Origin of the sequence: Longicatena caecimuris, assembly GCF_018406465.1 — a bacterium.
Taxonomy (GTDB): Bacteria; Bacillota_I; Bacilli_A; order Erysipelotrichales; family Erysipelotrichaceae; genus Longicatena; species Longicatena caecimuris.
In genome coordinates this window covers 449,568-467,304 of record NZ_AP024510.1, presented here as the reverse complement: position 1 = coordinate 467,304, position 17,737 = coordinate 449,568, and the positions used below count along the sequence as shown (strand labels likewise).

The following is a 17,737-nucleotide window of genomic DNA, read 5'->3' as shown; positions in this document are numbered from 1 at the left end:
CTTTCTTATGCCTAAAATCTCATGCGGAAATCAACTCTTGAAAAATTATTTCCTCCGCTTGCGCCTTCAGCGTGTTCATCAACCCCACCCAGCGCATGTGGTCACGGGCTTTCAGTTCCTCGGTAACGCCCGCCGCCTCCATCATGTGGGATAGTTAGAACGGTGGTTATTCCGAAATTATTCTGATTCAGGGATAATACCGGCAAGCAATGCCGGTGTTAATACACACCGACCTGCAGAGAAGAAAATCCCTTTGTGATTTTCCTCTCCGCTTGCTTGTTGAGGGCAGCACCCCCAAGCCCCTTTGAACACAGAATTTCATTCTGTGGCTGCGCGTTCTGCGAACGCTTTTGACCAGGACCAGCTTACCGCTGGCCGTGGTCTTTTTCTTTTTCAACATCCTGTTCTACCTCCATTTTCAGGACCCGATCCACATTGGCCTTTGCCGTTAAAAACTCCCGCATTTCTTCACGGGAACGCCGGTACTCGGCATAGGTCTTTTTCTTTTCTTCCAGCAATTTCGCATACTCTGTCTGCAACTCTTTGACCTTTGGCAGCTTCTTGACGCCCATCTCATCAAAGGCATTCTTAGCAGCTTGGTGGAGCAGAATTTCTTCCTCATGTTCTTCCCTGAATTTCTTAGAGTAACCCGCCTTGCGGTATGCCACATAGACCTCACGGGTTTTGGCATAATTTACGATGTGAGTACGCAGAACAGCGATCTCTGCCATGCGCTTTTCAGCCGCTTTGATCTGCGCCGAAAGTTCATTGTGATGTGCCGTGGCAGCCGCAGCCTTTTCTTCCAAAACCGCATACTCCAGCAGGTTATGCTCTGACAGGTAATTCATGGTCTGCGCCATCTGTTTGAGGTTGAACACCTTAGCCCATCGAGCATAGCCAGCGCCTTTTCCAGCCTGCAATTTTGCCTGAATGTCCACCAGCAGATTGACCTTCGGCGGCACTGCCTGTGTGACCGTTTTCTTTCGTGGGGTATGCGTTTTCTTCCCAGAAAGAACTGCCTGTAAATCTTCCAATCCATATCCTTCGCCCAGGCTGTCCATACGGGCTGCTTTCTCCCAACCGGGGAGCTTCAGACGATACGATTTTCCACGCTTTGATACCTCACAGCCGGACTCTTGCAGCAGCTTCAGCAGCTCCTCAAAATTAGCAGGACTTTGTGATAATGCGTTGTCAATCGCCACACGAAGCAGCTCTCGGTGAGAGGGCTTTGCCTGATCGCCCAGCCATTTGTTATAGCTCTTTCCGTGAAGTTTCGTATTCTCTACAATGGACAGTCCATTCTCAATACAGATGGTGTCACTTAGCCGACGAACCGCCTTGGTGCTGCCCCAAAAATTGCGGAACTTCCGGTCATATTCTAAGCTGACCGATGACCAGATAATGTGATTATGAACGTGGGCTTTGTCTATATGAGTGCAGACCACAAAGGCATGATTGCCTTTAGTAAAACGCTTTGCAAATTCTACGCCCAGCCGGTTTGCTTCTTCCGGGGTAATCTCACCAGGGCGGAAGGACTGGCGCACATGATAGGCAATCACATCATCTGCGCCACGCACTCGTCCGGTAGCGGCAATGTACTGCCGCTTTGCCAGAAGGAACTCCGCATCCGCAGTCCGGCTGTCACACGCATAGCCGGTAATGAGCCTGCTGTTATCTGTTTTCTTTGGATTGGCCACATAGTCGATGATGTCACTGATCGCCCGACTCTCTGTGCGGCCTTTGCCGACATGAAGCGGCATGATTCTTGTAGTTGCCATAAAAAGCCCTCCTTTCAAAATATTTTCTCTGAACTCTTTGTGCCTATCGTTGAAATAAACTCTCCTTATGGGTATAATATAAAGAAACTACCAATACCTCAAAGGAGGGATTTTATGATAGAACAGCTCATTGCTGAAGCAACCGAATGTGATTTCAAAGTTGCTCTCGAAACAAAAAAGCCAAAAAGCTGGTTAAAAAGTGTCAGTGCCTTTTCCAATGGGATCGGCGGCACTCTGTTTTTCGGAGTCTCTGATGACCGGGAGCCTATCGGCTTGTCAGATGTTCAAAAGGATGCTGAAGCGATCAGCCGCTTAATCAAAGAACGAATCACACCATTACCTCAGTTCATCTTAAAACCATTACAGGAAGATGGTAAAAATCTATTAGCTCTGGAGGTTTCTCCCGGCCGCAGCACCCCATATTATTACAAGGCAGACGGCGTGATGGAAGCATATATCCGTGTTGGAAATGAAAGCGTAATTGCCCCTGATTACATTGTGAATGAACTGATCTTAAAGGGAACCAATCAGTCCTTTGATACCCTAACAACAGACGCGGTAAAAAAGGATTACAGCTTTACACTTCTGGAAGCAACCTATCTGGAACGGACCGGTCTCCGCTTTGAGCCATCCGATTATGTTTCCTTCGGTTTGACTGATAAAAATGGACTCCTGACCAATGCCGGAAAACTCATGACCGATCAGCACACGGTTTATAACTCCCGTATGTTCTGTACCCGGTGGAATGGCTTGGAAAAAGGCTCTATCTTTGATGATGCGCTGGACGATAAAGAATACGAGGGAAATTTGATTTATTTACTGAAAAGCGGCAGTGAATTTATTCGCAATAATTCCAAAGTCCGTTTTGTCAAAAAGGCACAGTATCGTGTAGACAAGCCGGATTATGCTGAACGAGCTGTGACAGAGGCTCTTGTTAATGCGCTTATCCATCGTGATTATATTGTGCTTGGCAGCGAAATCCATATTGATATGTTTGATGATCGGGTGGAAATCACATCTCCGGGCGGTATGTTTGGCGGCGGCTCAATTCAGGAATACGATATTTACAGTATCCGTTCCATGCGACGAAACCCTGTGATTGCTGACCTGTTCCACCGCATGAAGTACATGGAACGCCGTGGAAGTGGCCTACGCAAAATCGTCAGTGAAACTGAAAAGCTGCCTGGATACACAGCGGCATATAAGCCTGAATTCTCCTCAACAGCGACAGATTTCAGAGTCATCTTGAAAAATGTAAACTACAACTTAGAGGGTGACGCCCACCAAGTTATCCACCAAGTTACCCACCAAGTTATTGAACTATCAACGGTATCCAAACAGATTTTGACTTTTTGCACAACACCAAAATCCAAGAAAGAGCTTGCAGTATTTTGCGGCTTCAAAGATTTAAGAAACTTCACTTTGAAACATATCAATCCGCTTTTAGAATCCGGGCAATTAGAAATGACTATTCCCGATAAACCTAAAAGTCGCAATCAAAAATATATTACAGTTCGTTCCGAATAAACAGAGAAGCAGGGCATTGGGTCTCATCTCCCATTGTCCTGCTTCTTTTTCATTCCAAATTATATTCACATCATTTACCCATACACCCAATCCTGTATCGCAAATTTCAAACTCTGCACCTTTCCCAGTAGCCAGATCGCAGCCAGCGGCAGCCCCATCGGGCTAATCAAAAATGCCATAACCAGCAAAATCACACCATTCTGCGGGGAATAGGTAATCAGCACAGCCACGCCAAGCAGAGCAATTACCGTGCTTAGTAGACCAAGCACCAGACCGGATATGTAGATCAGCCCCGTGCAGAGCCAGACAAAAAGCGTCAACACCAAAATGACCGGTGCAGTTACGATCATCAGCAGACATTTCAAAATCTTCATTTCTGTTCCTCCTTCCAACGCTCCAGATACTGTTTGCATAGGGCATCCGCTTCTCTCTCATCATCTTCCGTCACTTCCCGTTTTCCTTTGGTCAGTTCAATCTCCAGATAAGTCCGGTAATCATCGGCTAAGAGGTCGAACAGTTCCTTGGGAGTATGGCACACCTCGCCAGAGCAATAGTGAAAATCTTGGTCAAATTCAACTCTTACACATCCATGGCGGCTGATATAAACTTCTATGGTCTCGTCTGCGGTTAGGTAATCCGCAAAAATCTCCAGCACCTTTTCAAAGGTCAGCATCTGTTTTCACTCCTTTGCTACGCTTCTTATTCTACTCATATTATCCGGTACGGACAGGCAAAAGACAAGGATACAGACAAAAAGAAAAAGCGGAGGAAGGTGCGGCGAAGAAACGCCGTTCCTCCCTCCGCAAATGGAGTATCTATCCCTGTTATGAAAGTTTGGAGAGTTGGGTAAGGATTTCCTTTACACCCTCCCACAGTTGTTCCTGCCGCTGGGATATATCCTCCAAGTCAGCATCATAAACCCGCCCGGTCTCATGCACTTTACGGGTCAGCTGATTCAAGTTGTTGCTGCTTCGGCGCATCAGGGAAACCAACTCCTTCAGCTCCGGCAGATCCAGTTTGACCACATACCCATCCAGTGCCATTTTCCGCAGATAAGCGCTCAAATTCTCTGTCCCGTATTGCTGCATCTTTTGATGGATCAGTTCCAGTTCTTCTGCGGACACCCAAAACAGCACCGGAACACCCCGCTTACGCTTTGCCATGGTTATCGCTCAGGCTCTCGTTTCTTCGGGGCGGCAGGCTTATGGGCAGGCGATTCCTGTTTGAGCTTTTGCAGGACAGAACTTTTCTGCTGTTCTTGAGCGACTTTTCGGAACTGTCTGGTGAACAGGTCGGTCAAACCGGGATTGACCTGATCTACCACCAGATAGGCACAGTGGTGGGAAGCGCCGCTGTCCTCCAGCATAGGAATGGTTTTTGCCCATGCTTTATTGTCCTGAGAGATACGCCCGTCATAGTTCTTGCGCTGGATGGTGTTGGCAAGAATAAACTGTACCCGTTCCGTCCCGAACTTTTCCAGCACATCTTTGACCGCCGCCTCCGTATCCAGCCGATTCTCTGCATAGTGGGCGCTGATGGTCTGCTCAATAGCTTCTTTGCAGGCGCTGTTCGCCTGATATGAGAGGTTGTACTGTGCCATTTCCCCATGCTCGGATGCATAGGCAGCAGAATGGGGATAGACCGGTGTTGTTCGCAGTTCCTCTTTAGCTCTGCACACATCGTCGGCACGGTTCTCAATGCTGTCCCGGATCACATCCATATAGCCGGTCTCCAGCTTTTCAAAATAACGGTACACATCCGACAGCGGCGAGGGAGATTCCAAAAGCGCCTGGGCCTGTGCGTCGGTCAGCTCCAGCTCCTCCATCGCCATCACAATATCCTCACGGACAGTATATTCATAGGTGTGGTGCAGGATTTCTTCCGGGGGCTGGCTTTTCAACCAGTCCCTATATTTTTCCTGCTCAGTGGCCATCTTTTCATAAAGGGCCGTATTCAGATTATTGGTATTCATGTTATCGCACCTCCTCATGCTGTTTTGGTTTCTTGTCTGTACTGCGGGGCGTCACCGGGCGCTTCAGGCTGTCCAGCACCGAAGTCCGTGTGCTTTTGGCAACAACAGCCTCGGCGTGTGCCTGTCCCTTTCCGTCGATGTTGAGCAAAGTATCCAGCTCCACCAGACGGGCATTTTTGCTTCGCAGTTCTTCTTCATAAAGGAATGGCTTTCCGACTTCCTCCTTTGCGGCAGCCTGCTGCTGATAGAGGTTATCCAGCTGAGCCTTTGCCGCCTCCAGACGCTGGGGCATCTGGGCGAGGGCATTGTCGATACGGGTAAGATTTCCGCGAGGGTCTGTACCAAGGGTTGCCCGATGGGTCATCTGTCCTTTCAGCAGGAGCGTATACTCCTGTTTCCATGCGGAAAATTCCACGGATATGGCATAGCCCCGGTAGCTGCCGATTTGCACCGGATCGGAGGTTTTGACCTCCTTGCAGGCATCCAGAAGTGCTGCGCCGGCATTCTCCTTATCGGTCAGCAGATCGCCGCGGATTTCCATACCAGCAAAACCGTCCTCCGGGTGCGGGTGCGCTGCCAAAACCTCCAGATCGGATTCAAAGCCCTTGATAAAGCCTTTGTGCTTTTCAATCTCCTCCGGGAAGTATTTGAGCAGCTGGTCCTCCAGACGATATTGCTTGCTCTGGTGGTCGGCTTTCATCAGCTTCAGGCGGGATACCTCCACATCCAAATCCATACGCTCCTTGATGCGGGGATCTCCAGCACACAGAGCCTTGATCTCGGCAAAACTGAGGGCTGTTTCATCCACATCATCGCAGGAACGCACCGGCGATTTAGAAGTCATGATCTGGCTGATGAATTTTTGCTTATTCTCCACCGTCTGCCAGAGGTATGCATCAAAGGTTCCTTCTGTCACATAGCGGTACACATGGACAAGAGGATTCTTGTTACCCTGACGCTCGATACGACCCTTGCGCTGGGCAAGGTCTCCCGGTCTCCACGGACAGTCCAGGTCATGAAGTGCCACCAGACGGTCCTGCACATTGGTGCCTGCGCCCATCTTGGCGGTGCTGCCTAAGAGGACACGAACCTGACCGGTACGGACTTTAGAGAACAGCTCCTTTTTCCGCACTTCGGTATTGGCTTCATGGATAAAAGCGATCTGGTCGGCAGGCATCCCCTGGGCAATAAGTTTCTGACGAATATCGTCATATACCGTAAAGGCCGGCTCCTGCTCCGGCAGAGGCACAGTGCCTTCCAATGCGTGAAGCAGTGGATTATCCAGCGTTTTCGCCGCCTTGCTTGCAGGAGCTTTTGCCTGTGGTGTAGAAATGTCGCAGAACACCAGCTGGGTCAGCTTGTCAGCTTTGCCGTCCCGCCAGATCTGCATGATGTTGTCCACACACTGATTGACCTTTGTGCCAGGTTCGTCCGGCAGCATCTGGTTGACGATCCTCTGGTCAAGCCCCAACTTACGGCCATCCGAGGTAATCTTGAGCATGTTATCCTGGGACGGGTCAACAGTTCCGCTGTGTACCAGCGATGCACGCTCCGAAAGAGCTTTGACCATTTCCTGCTGATGTTCGGTGGGCTGCGCCACGATGTTGTGGTACTCCACTTCCGGGGTAGGGAGATTTAACTGGTCGGCAGTCTTAATGTCCGCCACTTCTTTGAACAGGTTCATCAGCTCCGGCAGATTAAAGAACTTGCTGAATCTCGTTCTTGCCCGGTAGCCGGTGCCTTCCGGTGCCAGCTCCAATGCTGTGACGGTCTCCCCAAATCGGGAAGCCCAGCAGTCGAAGTGGGTCATGTTCAGTTCTTGCAGGCGTTCATATTGAAGATAACGCTGCATGGTGTAAAGCTCGGTCATGGAGTTGCTGACCGGTGTGCCGGTGGCAAAGATCACGCCACGGTTTCCGGTGATCTCATCCATATAGCGGCACTTGGCAAACATATCGGAGGATTTCTGCGCGTCCGATGTGGAAAGACCAGCCACATTCCGCATTTTTGTGTATAGAAACAGGTTTTTATAGTTGTGGGCCTCGTCCACAAACAAACGGTCCACACCCAGCTGCTCAAAAGTTACCACATCGTCTTTTCGCCCCTCGGCTTGCAGCTTTTCCAGTCTGGCTTCCAGAGACTTTCTGGTACGCTCCAGCTGCTTGACGGTAAAACGCTCGCCGCCGCTGGCCTGCACCTCTGCGATACCCTCGGTGATCTCGTCGATCTGCTCATAGAGAAGCCGTTCCTGACGCTCCCGGCTGATGGGGATACGCTCAAACTGGCTGTGTCCCATGATGATGGCGTCGTAGTCACCGGTCGCAATACGGGCGCAGAACTTCTTGCGGTTATGGGTCTCAAAGTCCTTTTTGGTTGTGACTAAGATGTTGGCAGAAGGATAGAGGCGCAGAAACTCCGATGCCCACTGCTCAGTCAGGTGGTTGGGAACCACAAAGAGAGATTTCTGGCACAAGCCCAGGCGTTTGGCTTCCATCGCAGCGGCCACCATCTCAAAGGTTTTGCCCGCGCCTACTTCGTGTGCCAGCAGGGTATTTCCGCCATACAGCACATGGGCGATGGCACTTTTCTGGTGTTCCCGCAGGGTAATGGCCGGGTTCATGCCGCCAAAAGTGATATGGCTGCCATCATACTCGCGGGGACGGGTAGAGTTCATTTCTTCGTTATACTGGCGCACCAAAGTCTGGCGGCGCTCCGGGTCTCTCCAGATCCAGTCCCTAAAGGCTTCCCGGATAGCCTGCTGTTTTTGGGCAGCCAGAGTGGTCTCCTTGGCGTTTAGTACGCGGCGCTCTTTTCCGTCTGCGTCCTCTATGGTGTCATAGATACGGACATCCCGCAGGTTTAAGGAATCCTCCAGAATCTTGTAGGCGTTGGCGCGGCTGGTTCCGTAGGTGGTATAAGCTGCCACATCGTTGTAGGATACAGAAGATTTCCCCTTGATCTGCCATTCAGCAGTAAAGGAGGAATAGTTGACCTCAATGCTGCGCTGGAGATAAAACGGGGTGTTGAAGGTCTCGTACATAAACTGCTGGATGTACTCCTTGTCAATCCAGGTAGCGCCCAGACGCACCTCAATTTCCGACGCATCCAGGTCTTTGGGCTGGGCGGCGGTAAGAGCTTCCACATTGACTGCAAAAGAAGGGTCCTGCTGTGCCGCCCGCTGCGCCTGACGCAGTTTGCGGCGTACATTGCCGGAAAGGTATTCATCAGCAGTCACATAATGGGGTGTGCCGTCCTGTTCCAGCTGTCCCGGCACACGGAAGATCACGCCTTGCAGTTCTCCGGCCAGTGCTTCTTTTGTTTTTCCGGTAAGCCGACTCATATAGCTCATATCTACGCAGGCTTTTTCCGAGATGGACACCGCCAGTGCTTCGCTTGCCGTATCCACAGTAGCCACTGCCTGATGGGGCTTGATGGTCCGTTTGGTGAACATGTCCGCCTTGCGCTCCAGCTTTCCGTCCTCGTCGATAACTTCCAGCGCACAGAGCAGGTAATAGGAAGAATCATCTGCATAGGCCAGCCGGTTTGCACGGTCGTTGATGAGACCGTATTTGGCAGAAAAGCTGTCATAGAGTCGGTTCAGTTCCGCCTGTTTTTGGGTAATGATGCTGTCTGGAACCGCTGCATCCATCTGAAGGTCGATCAGTTCCTGCACACAATCACGCAGTCCCACAAGACCTTTCACACGGGCTTCGGCGGTAGCGTTGAGATCAGGGCACACCATGCGGCTGTTTTCCCGGTAGTACACCTGCCCGTCTACAATGGCATAAGAATAGTTCTTCACATTGGGGTCGGCAGGAATGGAGGTGTCAATGGCTTCGCCCTCGCCCAGCTCCGGCAGCTCTGCCTCCTGATAAGTGCCATGAATGTACTTCACAGCATCATGCAGCTGGTCGGAAAGCTCCAGTCCCTCGATAGGGTTCACGGTGTAATCCATACCATGAGCAGTGCTTACCGGTTCCTGTCTGCCCAGCACCATTTCCGGGTGGTCGATAAAATACCGGTTGATGGCAAACCCATCCTCCGTTTGTCCGGTCTGAGTCCATTCCGGCACGATGTCCAGCGGACGGTCCCGCTTTTGGAGAAAGATGATGTCCGACACCACCTCGGCACCGGCATTCTTTTTGAACGCATCATTGGGCAGACGGATAGCTCCCAGCAGTTCAGCACGCTGGGCAAGATAGCGGCGCACAGTGGAATCCTTGGCGTCCATGGTATAGCGGGAGGTCACAAAAGCCACCACACCGCCGGGACGCACCTGATCCAGTGCTTTGGCGAAAAAGTAATTATGAATGTTGAAATTCAGCTTGTTGTAGACTTTGTCATTGACCTGATACTGACCAAAAGGCACATTGCCGATGGCAAGGTCAAAGAAGTCACGCCTGTCAGTGGTCTCAAAGCCGCCTACTGTGATGTCCGCCTTGGGATAGAGCTGCTTTGCGATACGCCCGGAAACCGGGTCCAGCTCCACACCGTACAAACGGCTGTTTCTCATTTCCTCCGGCAGCATACCGAAGAAGTTGCCCACACCCATAGATGGCTCCAAAATATTTCCGGTCTCAAAGCCCATGCGCCCCACCGCTTCATAGATTGCCTGGATAACCGTAGGGCTGGTGTAATGGGCATTGAGGGTAGAGCTTCTGGCGGCGGCATATTCCTCCGGGGTCAGCAGCTCTTTCAGCTGGGTATACTCGGAAGCCCATGCCAGTTTCTCTGGGTCAAAAGCATCAGGAATACCGCCCCAGCCCACATAGCGGGAAAGAATCTCCTGTTGTTCGGGGCTTGCCTGCTGTCCGGCAGATTCCAGCTCTTTCAGCAAACGAATGGCATTAACATTTGCTTGGAACTTGGCTTTCGGACCGCCTTCGCCCAGGTGGTCGTCGGTGATACGGAAATTCTCAGCGGTGCGGCGCAGGTTGTCCTTGTATTCCCCGTAAGCGGCTTCCTCGGCGGCTCTGGCATTGGGAAAAGTCTGCCACTGGCCATTGACCTGAATGGAAACCGGGTGTTCATCCAACACTTCCTCAAAGGTTTTCTCCGGCTCAGTCACAGGGGCTGGTGGCTCCGGCTCCTCGATATGCAGTCGTTCCACCACCACATCATAAGACAGATTGTTCTTATCGCCCGGATAGACGGCCATGGTCTCGGAATGGAAGGCCGGGGATTCGGTAGCCGATTGGGGCTGTTCCTGTCCAAAGCCATCCAGCTGACGGGCATACATCCCGCGCAGCAAAGGTGCAACCTCATCCCAGCGGAAATACAGCATAGCCAGACGCTTTTCCTCTGCATCCATGACTTCCAGTTCTATGCCCTGTGCCGTGGTACGGTAATCGGCAATATCGCCGGTCTCCAGATTCAGTGTCTCGATCTCACCGGAATAGGCTCTGCTCAGCCAGTAGGCGATCTCGCTGTTGCTCCTGCCGGATTGCAGCAGCGTGGAAATCTGCTTTTTATCCGCTTCATCCATCAGTCCATGAGCCAATACATCCCACAAGTCCTGATCTGCCTTGTCCGGGTCAATAGGAAGAAACTCGGTATAGTAAGCATTGCGGCGGTCTGCCCGAAGCAGCTGCTCGAACTGTTCTTTGCGCTCTGCCCGGTAGATGGGATATACCATCCCGGTGGGCAGAAGCTGTACGGTGTCCTCCCGCAGCTCTGTGATCTGATAGGCGTCATCCTCGATATACACGGTATCGCCCACGGCATAGACCGGGGCGGCTGGGTCGTAGGAGGTTCTTTGCGGAATTGGGCGGCGAACTGCGTCATATTCCTCATCGGAAATGGAAACTTCGGAAGTCTGCTCTGTCTCGGCATCTGCGATCTGCTCTGCATCTGACATCACCTGTTGGATAAACGGGGCATTGTCCAGTTTTTCCGGGTCTGTCACCTGTCCGTTGACGATCCCTCTTTCTTCCAGAGCTTCCCGGATGGCGATTGGGTCGATGTCGTCAAAACGGTTCTGTTCTTCTTCGGTATAGAACCGGTCCTCCTGAATGAGCTGGGCAATCCGGCGCTGTACCTTCGGCCAGGGCAGCTGTGTTTCCTCCGGGCTGCCGGCACGGACAACGAACAGGCTGTTGCTGTTACTGCCGCCGTATTCCTGAGCCAGCCATGCGGCGGTATCTTTTTCTCTTTCATGGTCTTTCATATAGCGGACAACAGCGTGTTTACTCTCGATATTGCCGTTCCATGCACAAAGGGCAGTATCAATATCTTCCTGAGAAAGAGGGCGCAGAAGCTCATGGAGCTTTGGATAGGTTTCGTCGATCACTTCCCGGTGTAAACGCTGACGGAACTCCGGCACATCCGAATAGAGTCGGATCAGCTCCATATCCTTAGAACCAAGAACCGCACGGCGCACAGCGGCATTGCCCTCGATGACAGCATTTTCACGGTCAGAATGCCCGCAGGCATTGCGGTATGCGGCATCCTCGGAAATAGCGGCAGTCACCACAGGCTTATACTGCTCAAACTGCTCCCGAAGGATAGGCTTTGGCGTTTCTTCTTCCATCTCCGGCTGCTGGGCTTGAATGGCATCTTCTTCGGCCAGTTCCTGTTCAGACTGGATTTTGTCATACTGCGCCTGTTCCTGTTCGGTAAGATAGCGGTCTTTCTGGACAAGTGAGGTAATGCGCTTGGCAACCTTTTCCCAGTTCAAGTGAACATCCGGGCAGTCCTGCTTTTTATAGTGCAGTCCTTTCCCATCGTGATCTTCGCCGCTGTGTGTTGCACCGGACAAGGCATGAGAGCGTCCGCCAATGCCATACTCGTCTTTGAGGAATCTCACTTTCTCCTTATCCGTATGGTTTGCCATGAAGAACGCATAGATACGGCCTTTTCCTCCGGCGAAACTGCTTCCGCCGGTCATGGCGGCGTCGATCTCATCCTCGGTAATAAAGTGCTGGACGGTTGGCACTTTGGAAAGCTCTGAAGAAAAGGTCCTGCGGGGCAGGTCAAGGTCCTTCAGGTTCCCCCAGATCTCCCTCGGTCTATGATAGTGAAAACGCAACAGGTCACGGTCCTGCTGATAGGCAGTCCAGAAGGCAGCGTATTCTTCCTTGAGGGTCTGGCGGAAAGCCGGGTCACTCAGCTGCTCCGTCAGGCGACGGGTCTCCTCTGGGAAACCATTGCCTTTGATCTCTGACAGGCAGGACAAATATCCGGCTTTTCTGGCGTCCTCACTGAGATCGTGATACAGATGCCAGAGCTTTTCCGAGAGGAGGGAGCGTTCATAGCCTGCCGCTTCTGCAAGCTCCACATTGGAGGCAAACTGGCCACTCTCCAAAAGCTCCCCGATACGCTCTGCGGCGCTCTCCCAGGAAATGACCTGGGCAGACCTGTCATAACGGACAGACTTCCCATGGGAAAGATGGATACCATCCTCGGCATACCATGCGCTCACACTGCCAAGGCCATTGCCGCCGTGGTACAGCGTTTTCAGTATCTCGGAAATCTCAGCGGTGGTTTTCTGCTTTTCAAAAGCTGCAACCACACGCTCCCTTTGACGGTCTGTATTGCCGCCCAAACGCAGCACATGGTCGATGTCATTTTGGGCAAAAGAAAAAGCAGAGGATGTATGCGCTACATTCTCTGCTTCATCTATGGATTGGATCTGTTCCGCTTCGGAGAGGAACAGGTTTAGAGTCAGCTGTTGATAAGCTCCGCCATCAGGATTTCCTCGGCCTGAGCTTTGCAGGTGTTCATCAGCCCCACCCACTTCATGGGATCGCTGGCTTTCAGTTCCTCGGTGGCTCCCGCTTCCTTCGCCAGCTGGGGCATCATCTGTTCCAGTCTGCTCTGGGCGGTCTCGTCGATCTCGATGAGGTGCGGGTACAGCTTCTCGCTCAGCAACATCTGGTTGTAGAGGATGGGACGGTGTTCCTTCAGATAGGTTTTCCTCATCCTGCCGTACTTGCCCAGGGGTTTCTCCGGCTGCTGGCTCAGCTTCAGGTCGGGAATCAGATAGTCTCCGTTCTGGATATAGGTCATTGGATTGTTCATCTTGTTTGCTCCTTTCTTGGTTGGCTTCGCGCTCTGCATTTCGGACGGTAACGCCGATCTGCCGTAGCACCTGCTGGTTGATCTGGCTGACCGCTGTTCCCAGCGCCCCGATGGTGGACGGGGTGTTGAAATCAAAGATTGCCATGAAATCTTCGTGGTCGAAGTAGCGTTCCGGCTCCAGTCCGCAGCGGGACATCAAAGCGTAAGTGATGCTGACGGTGGCTGCTGCCTTGAACTGTACTCCGATGTTAAACTCATCATATTCCTCCAAAAAGGAACCGTCAACGATATAGAAGAAGTCCTGCTGATGCTCCGTCCAGTATTCCTCAGCCAGTTTTCCGGCTACCTCGGTGAGCTGTCCGGCAAGGTCATCACCTGAAACATCATAGGTGCGCTCAAACATGGCCTGCACGGAATCCAGATGGCGCTCCTCCAGCTGCCACAGCCAGGGAGTGCGGGAATGTTCACGGGTTCCGGTATCGGAAATGTCAAAGACATAACGCAGGCGAGGTCTGTCCCCGGAATCGTCCACCAGAGCAATCCCTTTGGAGCCGCGCCTTACATACCGGCCCATCTTTTCATTCCACAAATCGTACTCCGCACAGGCGGTGGCGTCCGGTCGCTGGGCATAGATCATCAGCTGCTCGTGGAACGGGTACTTGTAAAGGCGGGAAGCAGTAGTGAGAAACCCTGCCCATTCCTGCCAGCTCCCCGTGAGCTGCGTTGTCACCTTCTCCGCCATCTGTGCATATAGTTCAGCTTTGGTTGGCATGGTGTTCTGTCCTCCTTTCAGTTTTGGGGTAAAAAGGCGGGGTGGCAGATCGCCACCCCATCCCTGCGGTTATGTTGTTTACTGGTCAAAATCCGGGTACAGCTCCAGTTCGGCAAACTTCTCATCGGTCATCGCACAGAGCTTCGTAAGGGCGCTGTCGGTCAGTTCCCTCAGTTCCGTTTCCTCCGGCGAAAGCTCGCCGCGCATCTCACGCAGACTGTCAATCAGCCCGGTGCGGCTGCCGGTATTGTAAATGCACATCAGGTTCATTTCCTCAAAAGTAAAATTTCCCATATCAAATCTCCCTTTCCGCACTCTTTTTGGGTGCTGTCTTTTTGTGTTCTGCCTTGGGCTGGCCTTTCAGCTGCTCCATGACGGACTTTTTCTTTTCCCGTTCCTCCCGATGGGTGGCGGCTGCCAACTCCATCAGGGAAATAGGCTGACCGCTTCGGGCCTGCTGTTCCAGCTCTGCCACCGTGGGTTCTTTTGCGCCATTGTTGATGATACCGTCGATCATGCCGTAATCGTCCTCCAGCATCATTTCCGCATTTTTCAGCGGGTTTTCTGGCAGGAATCCGGGGATCTGGGTAAAACCAACACTGTCACAGTAATGACAGGATACCTTACCATCCTGCTTGATCGCAACGATGTCGCTGACACTCATGGAGGGACTGTGAAAGTCCACGGGCTTTTCCAGATTGAATTGCTGATAGAGTTTTTCCAACTGCTCCGGCACCGTGCCAGACGCACTTAGCGGAGCTGTGTAAATGAGGTCATAATTGCTGCGGTCTATGGAAATGTCATGGGACTTTAACCAATCCAGATTCATAAAGCGCACATTCTGCGGATCGTCACGACTTACCTGATAGATGGCAAAGCAATCTCTGTTCTGAGAGAGAAATGCCTGTTCGCGTTCCTGCTGATGTTCCTGACGCTCCATGACCTTTTCGTGGAACTGAGGGCTTTTCTCCCATTCCTCATGGTCCACACCGAAAAGACCGCCATGATCCATGATTTCCTGCGGATCAAACACCATGCTCTCCGTATTGTCCTCATGCAGCACATAAACGGTCAAACCGGCGGCATCCAGTTCCAGCGCCCGTTCTCTGGTAACAGGGAGCATCCCATCATAGGAGTAGCCGTATTCCTGCATATCTGGTGTGGAGACCTGCTCATCCGGCATGGGGTATTCATCCAGTGCCTGCTCCTGTGCTTCCGGCAGCTGGGAAGAAGCAGCCATCTGACTGACCTCTGCCTGCATCTGCTGATAGGCAGCGTCCTGCAAGGTCTCAATCATGGACAACGGTGCGTATTTTACCGAGTCTCTGCCCAAATCGTTGTCATCACAAATCTGGAGAACTGCCTTCATGCGGGAAATCTCCGGCATATCCAGCTGACCACCATCCAGCTCTTTCATGGATGCGGCATCGTAAAGGGTATAGTCCCAGCCGCTGTCACAGGACTGGATATGAAGATAGGTGGCATTGTCGATCAGAAACAAAGCCTCCTGCTGATTGGCGTCCGCCCCCAGCACTTCCATTTCCGGCATTGCCGCAGCCAGTTCCTTTACCGCTTTTTGCACCAGAGGATTATCACGGTAATAGTCGATTGCCTGGATGGTGTCCAGGTCAATGGTCTGGCCGGTCAAAATCGGAAAAGGTCCTTCATAGTCGCTTCCGTCTTTCAGCTCAAAACCAATGCCCTTGATCCCGTTCATTCGTTCTGCCGGAATCTCCTGATAAATGCGGATTGCTTCCTCCAAAGACAAGTTATCGTGGTATTCTCCGAGGTTTGGAAATTCCATGCACTCTGCTACATAGTAAGTCAGATTGCTGGTTGGCTGCTCTATCGGGGCGGTTTCCGGCTCTGCCTTTGCATGAGGGTCGATTCCGCGCTCTTTGCAGATTTCCTTATAGTGGCGCTCAATGTCAGAGATCAAAGTGCCGGAGGTCTTATTGATGGTCTCCAAACTGGCTCTCAGCTCTTTCAGTTCCTTGCCCTGACTCCAGCTTGCAATATAGCCGAAGCTGTTTTCTCCGGTCTCAATGCCAAAATATTTGCAGACCGCATAGGAGATGCTTTCAGCCTCCACTTCTTCCGTGTGACGATCTTTCCTCTGTTTCTGCAAAAACTGGGAGAGGGTAGAAAAGCCACCGGTAAAATTCAGCCCTTTTTCCTCGGTCAGCATCAAGCGTCCATCTTCCGTCAGTTCCAACGGCTCTGTCAGCAGAACGGAGCCTGCATGGTTTACAACCACTCGTTCTTCCACACAGACCGGATCTCCAGGATCGTAGTCAGAACCGCGCAGGTCATAGCAATAAACGCCCTCTGGCAGATTATCGCGAGCAATCCGTCCGTTGGAGAACAGACCAAGTTTATCAAACAGCTCTATCTCCTGATATTGCTCGTCATTGGCAATCTGGATCTTTTTCTGATTGTGGAGCTTGCTGTGAGCAATCTCGTGAACCGTGGCCGAAACCGTCTGCACCTCGCTCATGCCCTGACGAATGGCAATTTTCTGATGATCGGCAGAAAAATAGCCGTCCGTATCGGCGGCCATTGCTTCAAAAGTAATCGGCACCGGTGCGCTGCGGCGCAGGGCCTCCATGAATGCCTCATAATTTGGCACATTGCCGGAAAGGGAGGAAGCAAGCTCCGGCAAAGGTTTCCCGTCGGTCTGACTCACATCAAAGACCTTGACAGGGCGAAACATGGGAATCTCGATTTCTTTTTCCTCTGTGACGATCTTTCCGTCTTTATCCAGAATCGGAGCCTTGGTATCTGGGTCCAGCTTCTGCTCCTCGATTTTCTTCTTATACGGTGTGGGAGCGATGATGGTAATGCCATGCTCGCCCTTTTTTACATGACGCTCAAACTGGTCTCTCCACTTATTGTATCCGGCTACCAATGTGGCGTCCGGCTTCTGCATATAGATGAGCATGGTGTTGTTTACCGAATAGCGGTGGAAGCGGGACATGACGGACAGATAACGCATATACTTTTCGCTTTCAAACAATTCTTTGATACCCTGCTCGATGCCATCTGTGATTTCCCTTAGCCGTTCTCGGTTGGTGGGTTTATTCTCAGCCATGATTTTCAATCTCCTTTCCAAGTGTGTGATTTCTGCTGTGTGTTCTGCAATCCATGCCTTTTGTTCTTCTTCACTTTCATAAAGAAAAAGGTCCAGCAGGTACTCTACATAGGTTTTCTTCTGGATTGCTTCCACAAAGCGGGGGTGCGGTTCTTCCTCCGGTGTCCTGGGAGAACGGTCGGCTTCCCATTTTTTCAACAGATAGTAGTAATCGGACAGTACACGGTAACAGCGCTGTCGATCCTCCCGAAACTTCTGTGCCTCGGTTTTTTGCCGGACATATCTCCTGCGGGGCGGGGCCTGACTGTCATAGATCAGGCCAAAGTCCTGTGCCAGTTTCTCCGCCGCTTCTTTTGGGGAGAGGTCAAAGAGCTTTGCGGTAAAGTCGATCACATCCCCATCTGCACCACAGCCAAAGCAGTGGAACCGCTGGTCTACCTTCATGCTGGGATTCTTATCATCGTGAAAGGGACAGCAGGCCATGCCAGTTCGACTGACTTTTATCCCGTAAAACTCTGCCGCTTCTCTGGTGCTAACCGACTGCTTGACCGCTTCAAATACATTCTCTGCCATGTGCC

11 protein-coding genes are annotated in these 17,737 nt (G+C 51.7%); 1 reads left to right on the top strand and 10 read right to left on the bottom strand.

The window, feature by feature from the left end:
• Positions 1–19: 19 nt before the first annotated feature.
• Both KJS44_RS14810 and KJS44_RS02235 read right to left on the bottom strand, forming a co-directional pair.
• Positions 20–97, bottom strand: a complete 78-nt coding sequence (locus KJS44_RS14810) for a TnpV protein (RefSeq protein WP_241383153.1) — start codon at positions 95–97, stop codon at positions 20–22.
• Between the two features lie 268 nt (positions 98–365).
• Positions 366–1,778, bottom strand: a complete 1,413-nt coding sequence (locus KJS44_RS02235) for a relaxase/mobilization nuclease domain-containing protein (protein ID WP_213540186.1) — start codon at positions 1,776–1,778, stop codon at positions 366–368.
• Between the two features lie 114 nt (positions 1,779–1,892).
• On the opposite strand from KJS44_RS02235, the gene KJS44_RS02230 reads away from it, so the two are divergent.
• Positions 1,893–3,305 carry an ATP-binding protein gene (locus KJS44_RS02230; RefSeq protein ID WP_213540185.1) on the top strand — a complete coding sequence of 471 codons (1,413 nt, stop codon included), beginning with the start codon at positions 1,893–1,895 and terminating at the stop codon, positions 3,303–3,305.
• Positions 3,306–3,379: 74 nt separating this feature from the next.
• Here the strand turns inward: KJS44_RS02230 and KJS44_RS02225 are convergent, their stop codons facing one another.
• The 8 genes from KJS44_RS02225 to KJS44_RS02195 form a co-directional block, all read right to left on the bottom strand.
• Positions 3,380–3,679 (bottom strand): CD1845 family protein, encoded by a 300-nt coding sequence (locus tag KJS44_RS02225; protein ID WP_015529856.1) that lies wholly within the window; start codon positions 3,677–3,679, stop codon positions 3,380–3,382.
• On the bottom strand, positions 3,676–3,978 hold the full coding sequence (locus KJS44_RS02220; protein WP_015529855.1) for a hypothetical protein: 303 nt from the start codon (positions 3,976–3,978) through the stop codon (positions 3,676–3,678). Before KJS44_RS02220 ends, KJS44_RS02225 begins: the two co-directional genes overlap by 4 nt.
• 151 nt (positions 3,979–4,129) lie before the next feature.
• Positions 4,130–4,468 carry a plasmid mobilization protein gene (locus KJS44_RS02215; protein WP_213540184.1) on the bottom strand — a complete coding sequence of 113 codons (339 nt, stop codon included), beginning with the start codon at positions 4,466–4,468 and terminating at the stop codon, positions 4,130–4,132.
• 2 nt (positions 4,469–4,470) lie between these two features.
• The gene (locus KJS44_RS02210; protein WP_213540183.1) at positions 4,471–5,277 is read right to left on the bottom strand and encodes a DUF3849 domain-containing protein; all 807 of its coding nucleotides are present in this window, start codon (positions 5,275–5,277) and stop codon (positions 4,471–4,473) included.
• A 1-nt stretch (position 5,278) separates the two neighbouring features.
• Complete coding sequence (locus tag KJS44_RS02205) at positions 5,279–11,443, bottom strand: SNF2-related protein (RefSeq protein ID WP_458574483.1); 6,165 nt, start codon at positions 11,441–11,443, stop codon at positions 5,279–5,281.
• Positions 11,444–12,939: 1,496 nt separating this feature from the next.
• Positions 12,940–13,284: a TnpV protein gene (locus KJS44_RS14490; protein ID WP_429966214.1), complete on the bottom strand. Its 345-nt coding sequence runs from the start codon at positions 13,282–13,284 to the stop codon at positions 12,940–12,942.
• Between the two features lie 862 nt (positions 13,285–14,146).
• Complete coding sequence (locus KJS44_RS02200) at positions 14,147–14,362, bottom strand: transposon-transfer assisting family protein (protein WP_003526257.1); 216 nt, start codon at positions 14,360–14,362, stop codon at positions 14,147–14,149.
• 1 nt (position 14,363) lies between these two features.
• Positions 14,364–17,732 (bottom strand): LPD28 domain-containing protein, encoded by a 3,369-nt coding sequence (locus tag KJS44_RS02195; RefSeq protein ID WP_213540181.1) that lies wholly within the window; start codon positions 17,730–17,732, stop codon positions 14,364–14,366.
• Positions 17,733–17,737 lie beyond the last annotated feature (5 nt).

Bases quoted from the DNA above. Each gene is read 5' to 3' on its own strand.
- KJS44_RS14810 (WP_241383153.1), bottom strand. From the start codon at position 97: ATGCGCTGGGTGGGGTTGATGAACACGCTGAAGGCGCAAGCGGAGGAA.
- KJS44_RS02235 (WP_213540186.1), bottom strand. From the start codon at position 1,778: ATGGCAACTACAAGAATCATGCCGCTTCATGTCGGCAAAGGCCGCACA.
- KJS44_RS02230 (WP_213540185.1), top strand. From the start codon at position 1,893: ATGATAGAACAGCTCATTGCTGAAGCAACCGAATGTGATTTCAAAGTT.
- KJS44_RS02225 (WP_015529856.1), bottom strand. From the start codon at position 3,679: ATGAAGATTTTGAAATGTCTGCTGATGATCGTAACTGCACCGGTCATT.
- KJS44_RS02220 (WP_015529855.1), bottom strand. From the start codon at position 3,978: ATGCTGACCTTTGAAAAGGTGCTGGAGATTTTTGCGGATTACCTAACC.
- KJS44_RS02215 (WP_213540184.1), bottom strand. From the start codon at position 4,468: ATGGCAAAGCGTAAGCGGGGTGTTCCGGTGCTGTTTTGGGTGTCCGCA.
- KJS44_RS02210 (WP_213540183.1), bottom strand. From the start codon at position 5,277: ATGAATACCAATAATCTGAATACGGCCCTTTATGAAAAGATGGCCACT.
- KJS44_RS02205 (WP_458574483.1), bottom strand. From the start codon at position 11,443: ATGAAAGACCATGAAAGAGAAAAAGATACCGCCGCATGGCTGGCTCAG.
- KJS44_RS14490 (WP_429966214.1), bottom strand. From the start codon at position 13,284: ATGACCTATATCCAGAACGGAGACTATCTGATTCCCGACCTGAAGCTG.
- KJS44_RS02200 (WP_003526257.1), bottom strand. From the start codon at position 14,362: ATGGGAAATTTTACTTTTGAGGAAATGAACCTGATGTGCATTTACAAT.
- KJS44_RS02195 (WP_213540181.1), bottom strand. From the start codon at position 17,732: ATGGCAGAGAATGTATTTGAAGCGGTCAAGCAGTCGGTTAGCACCAGA.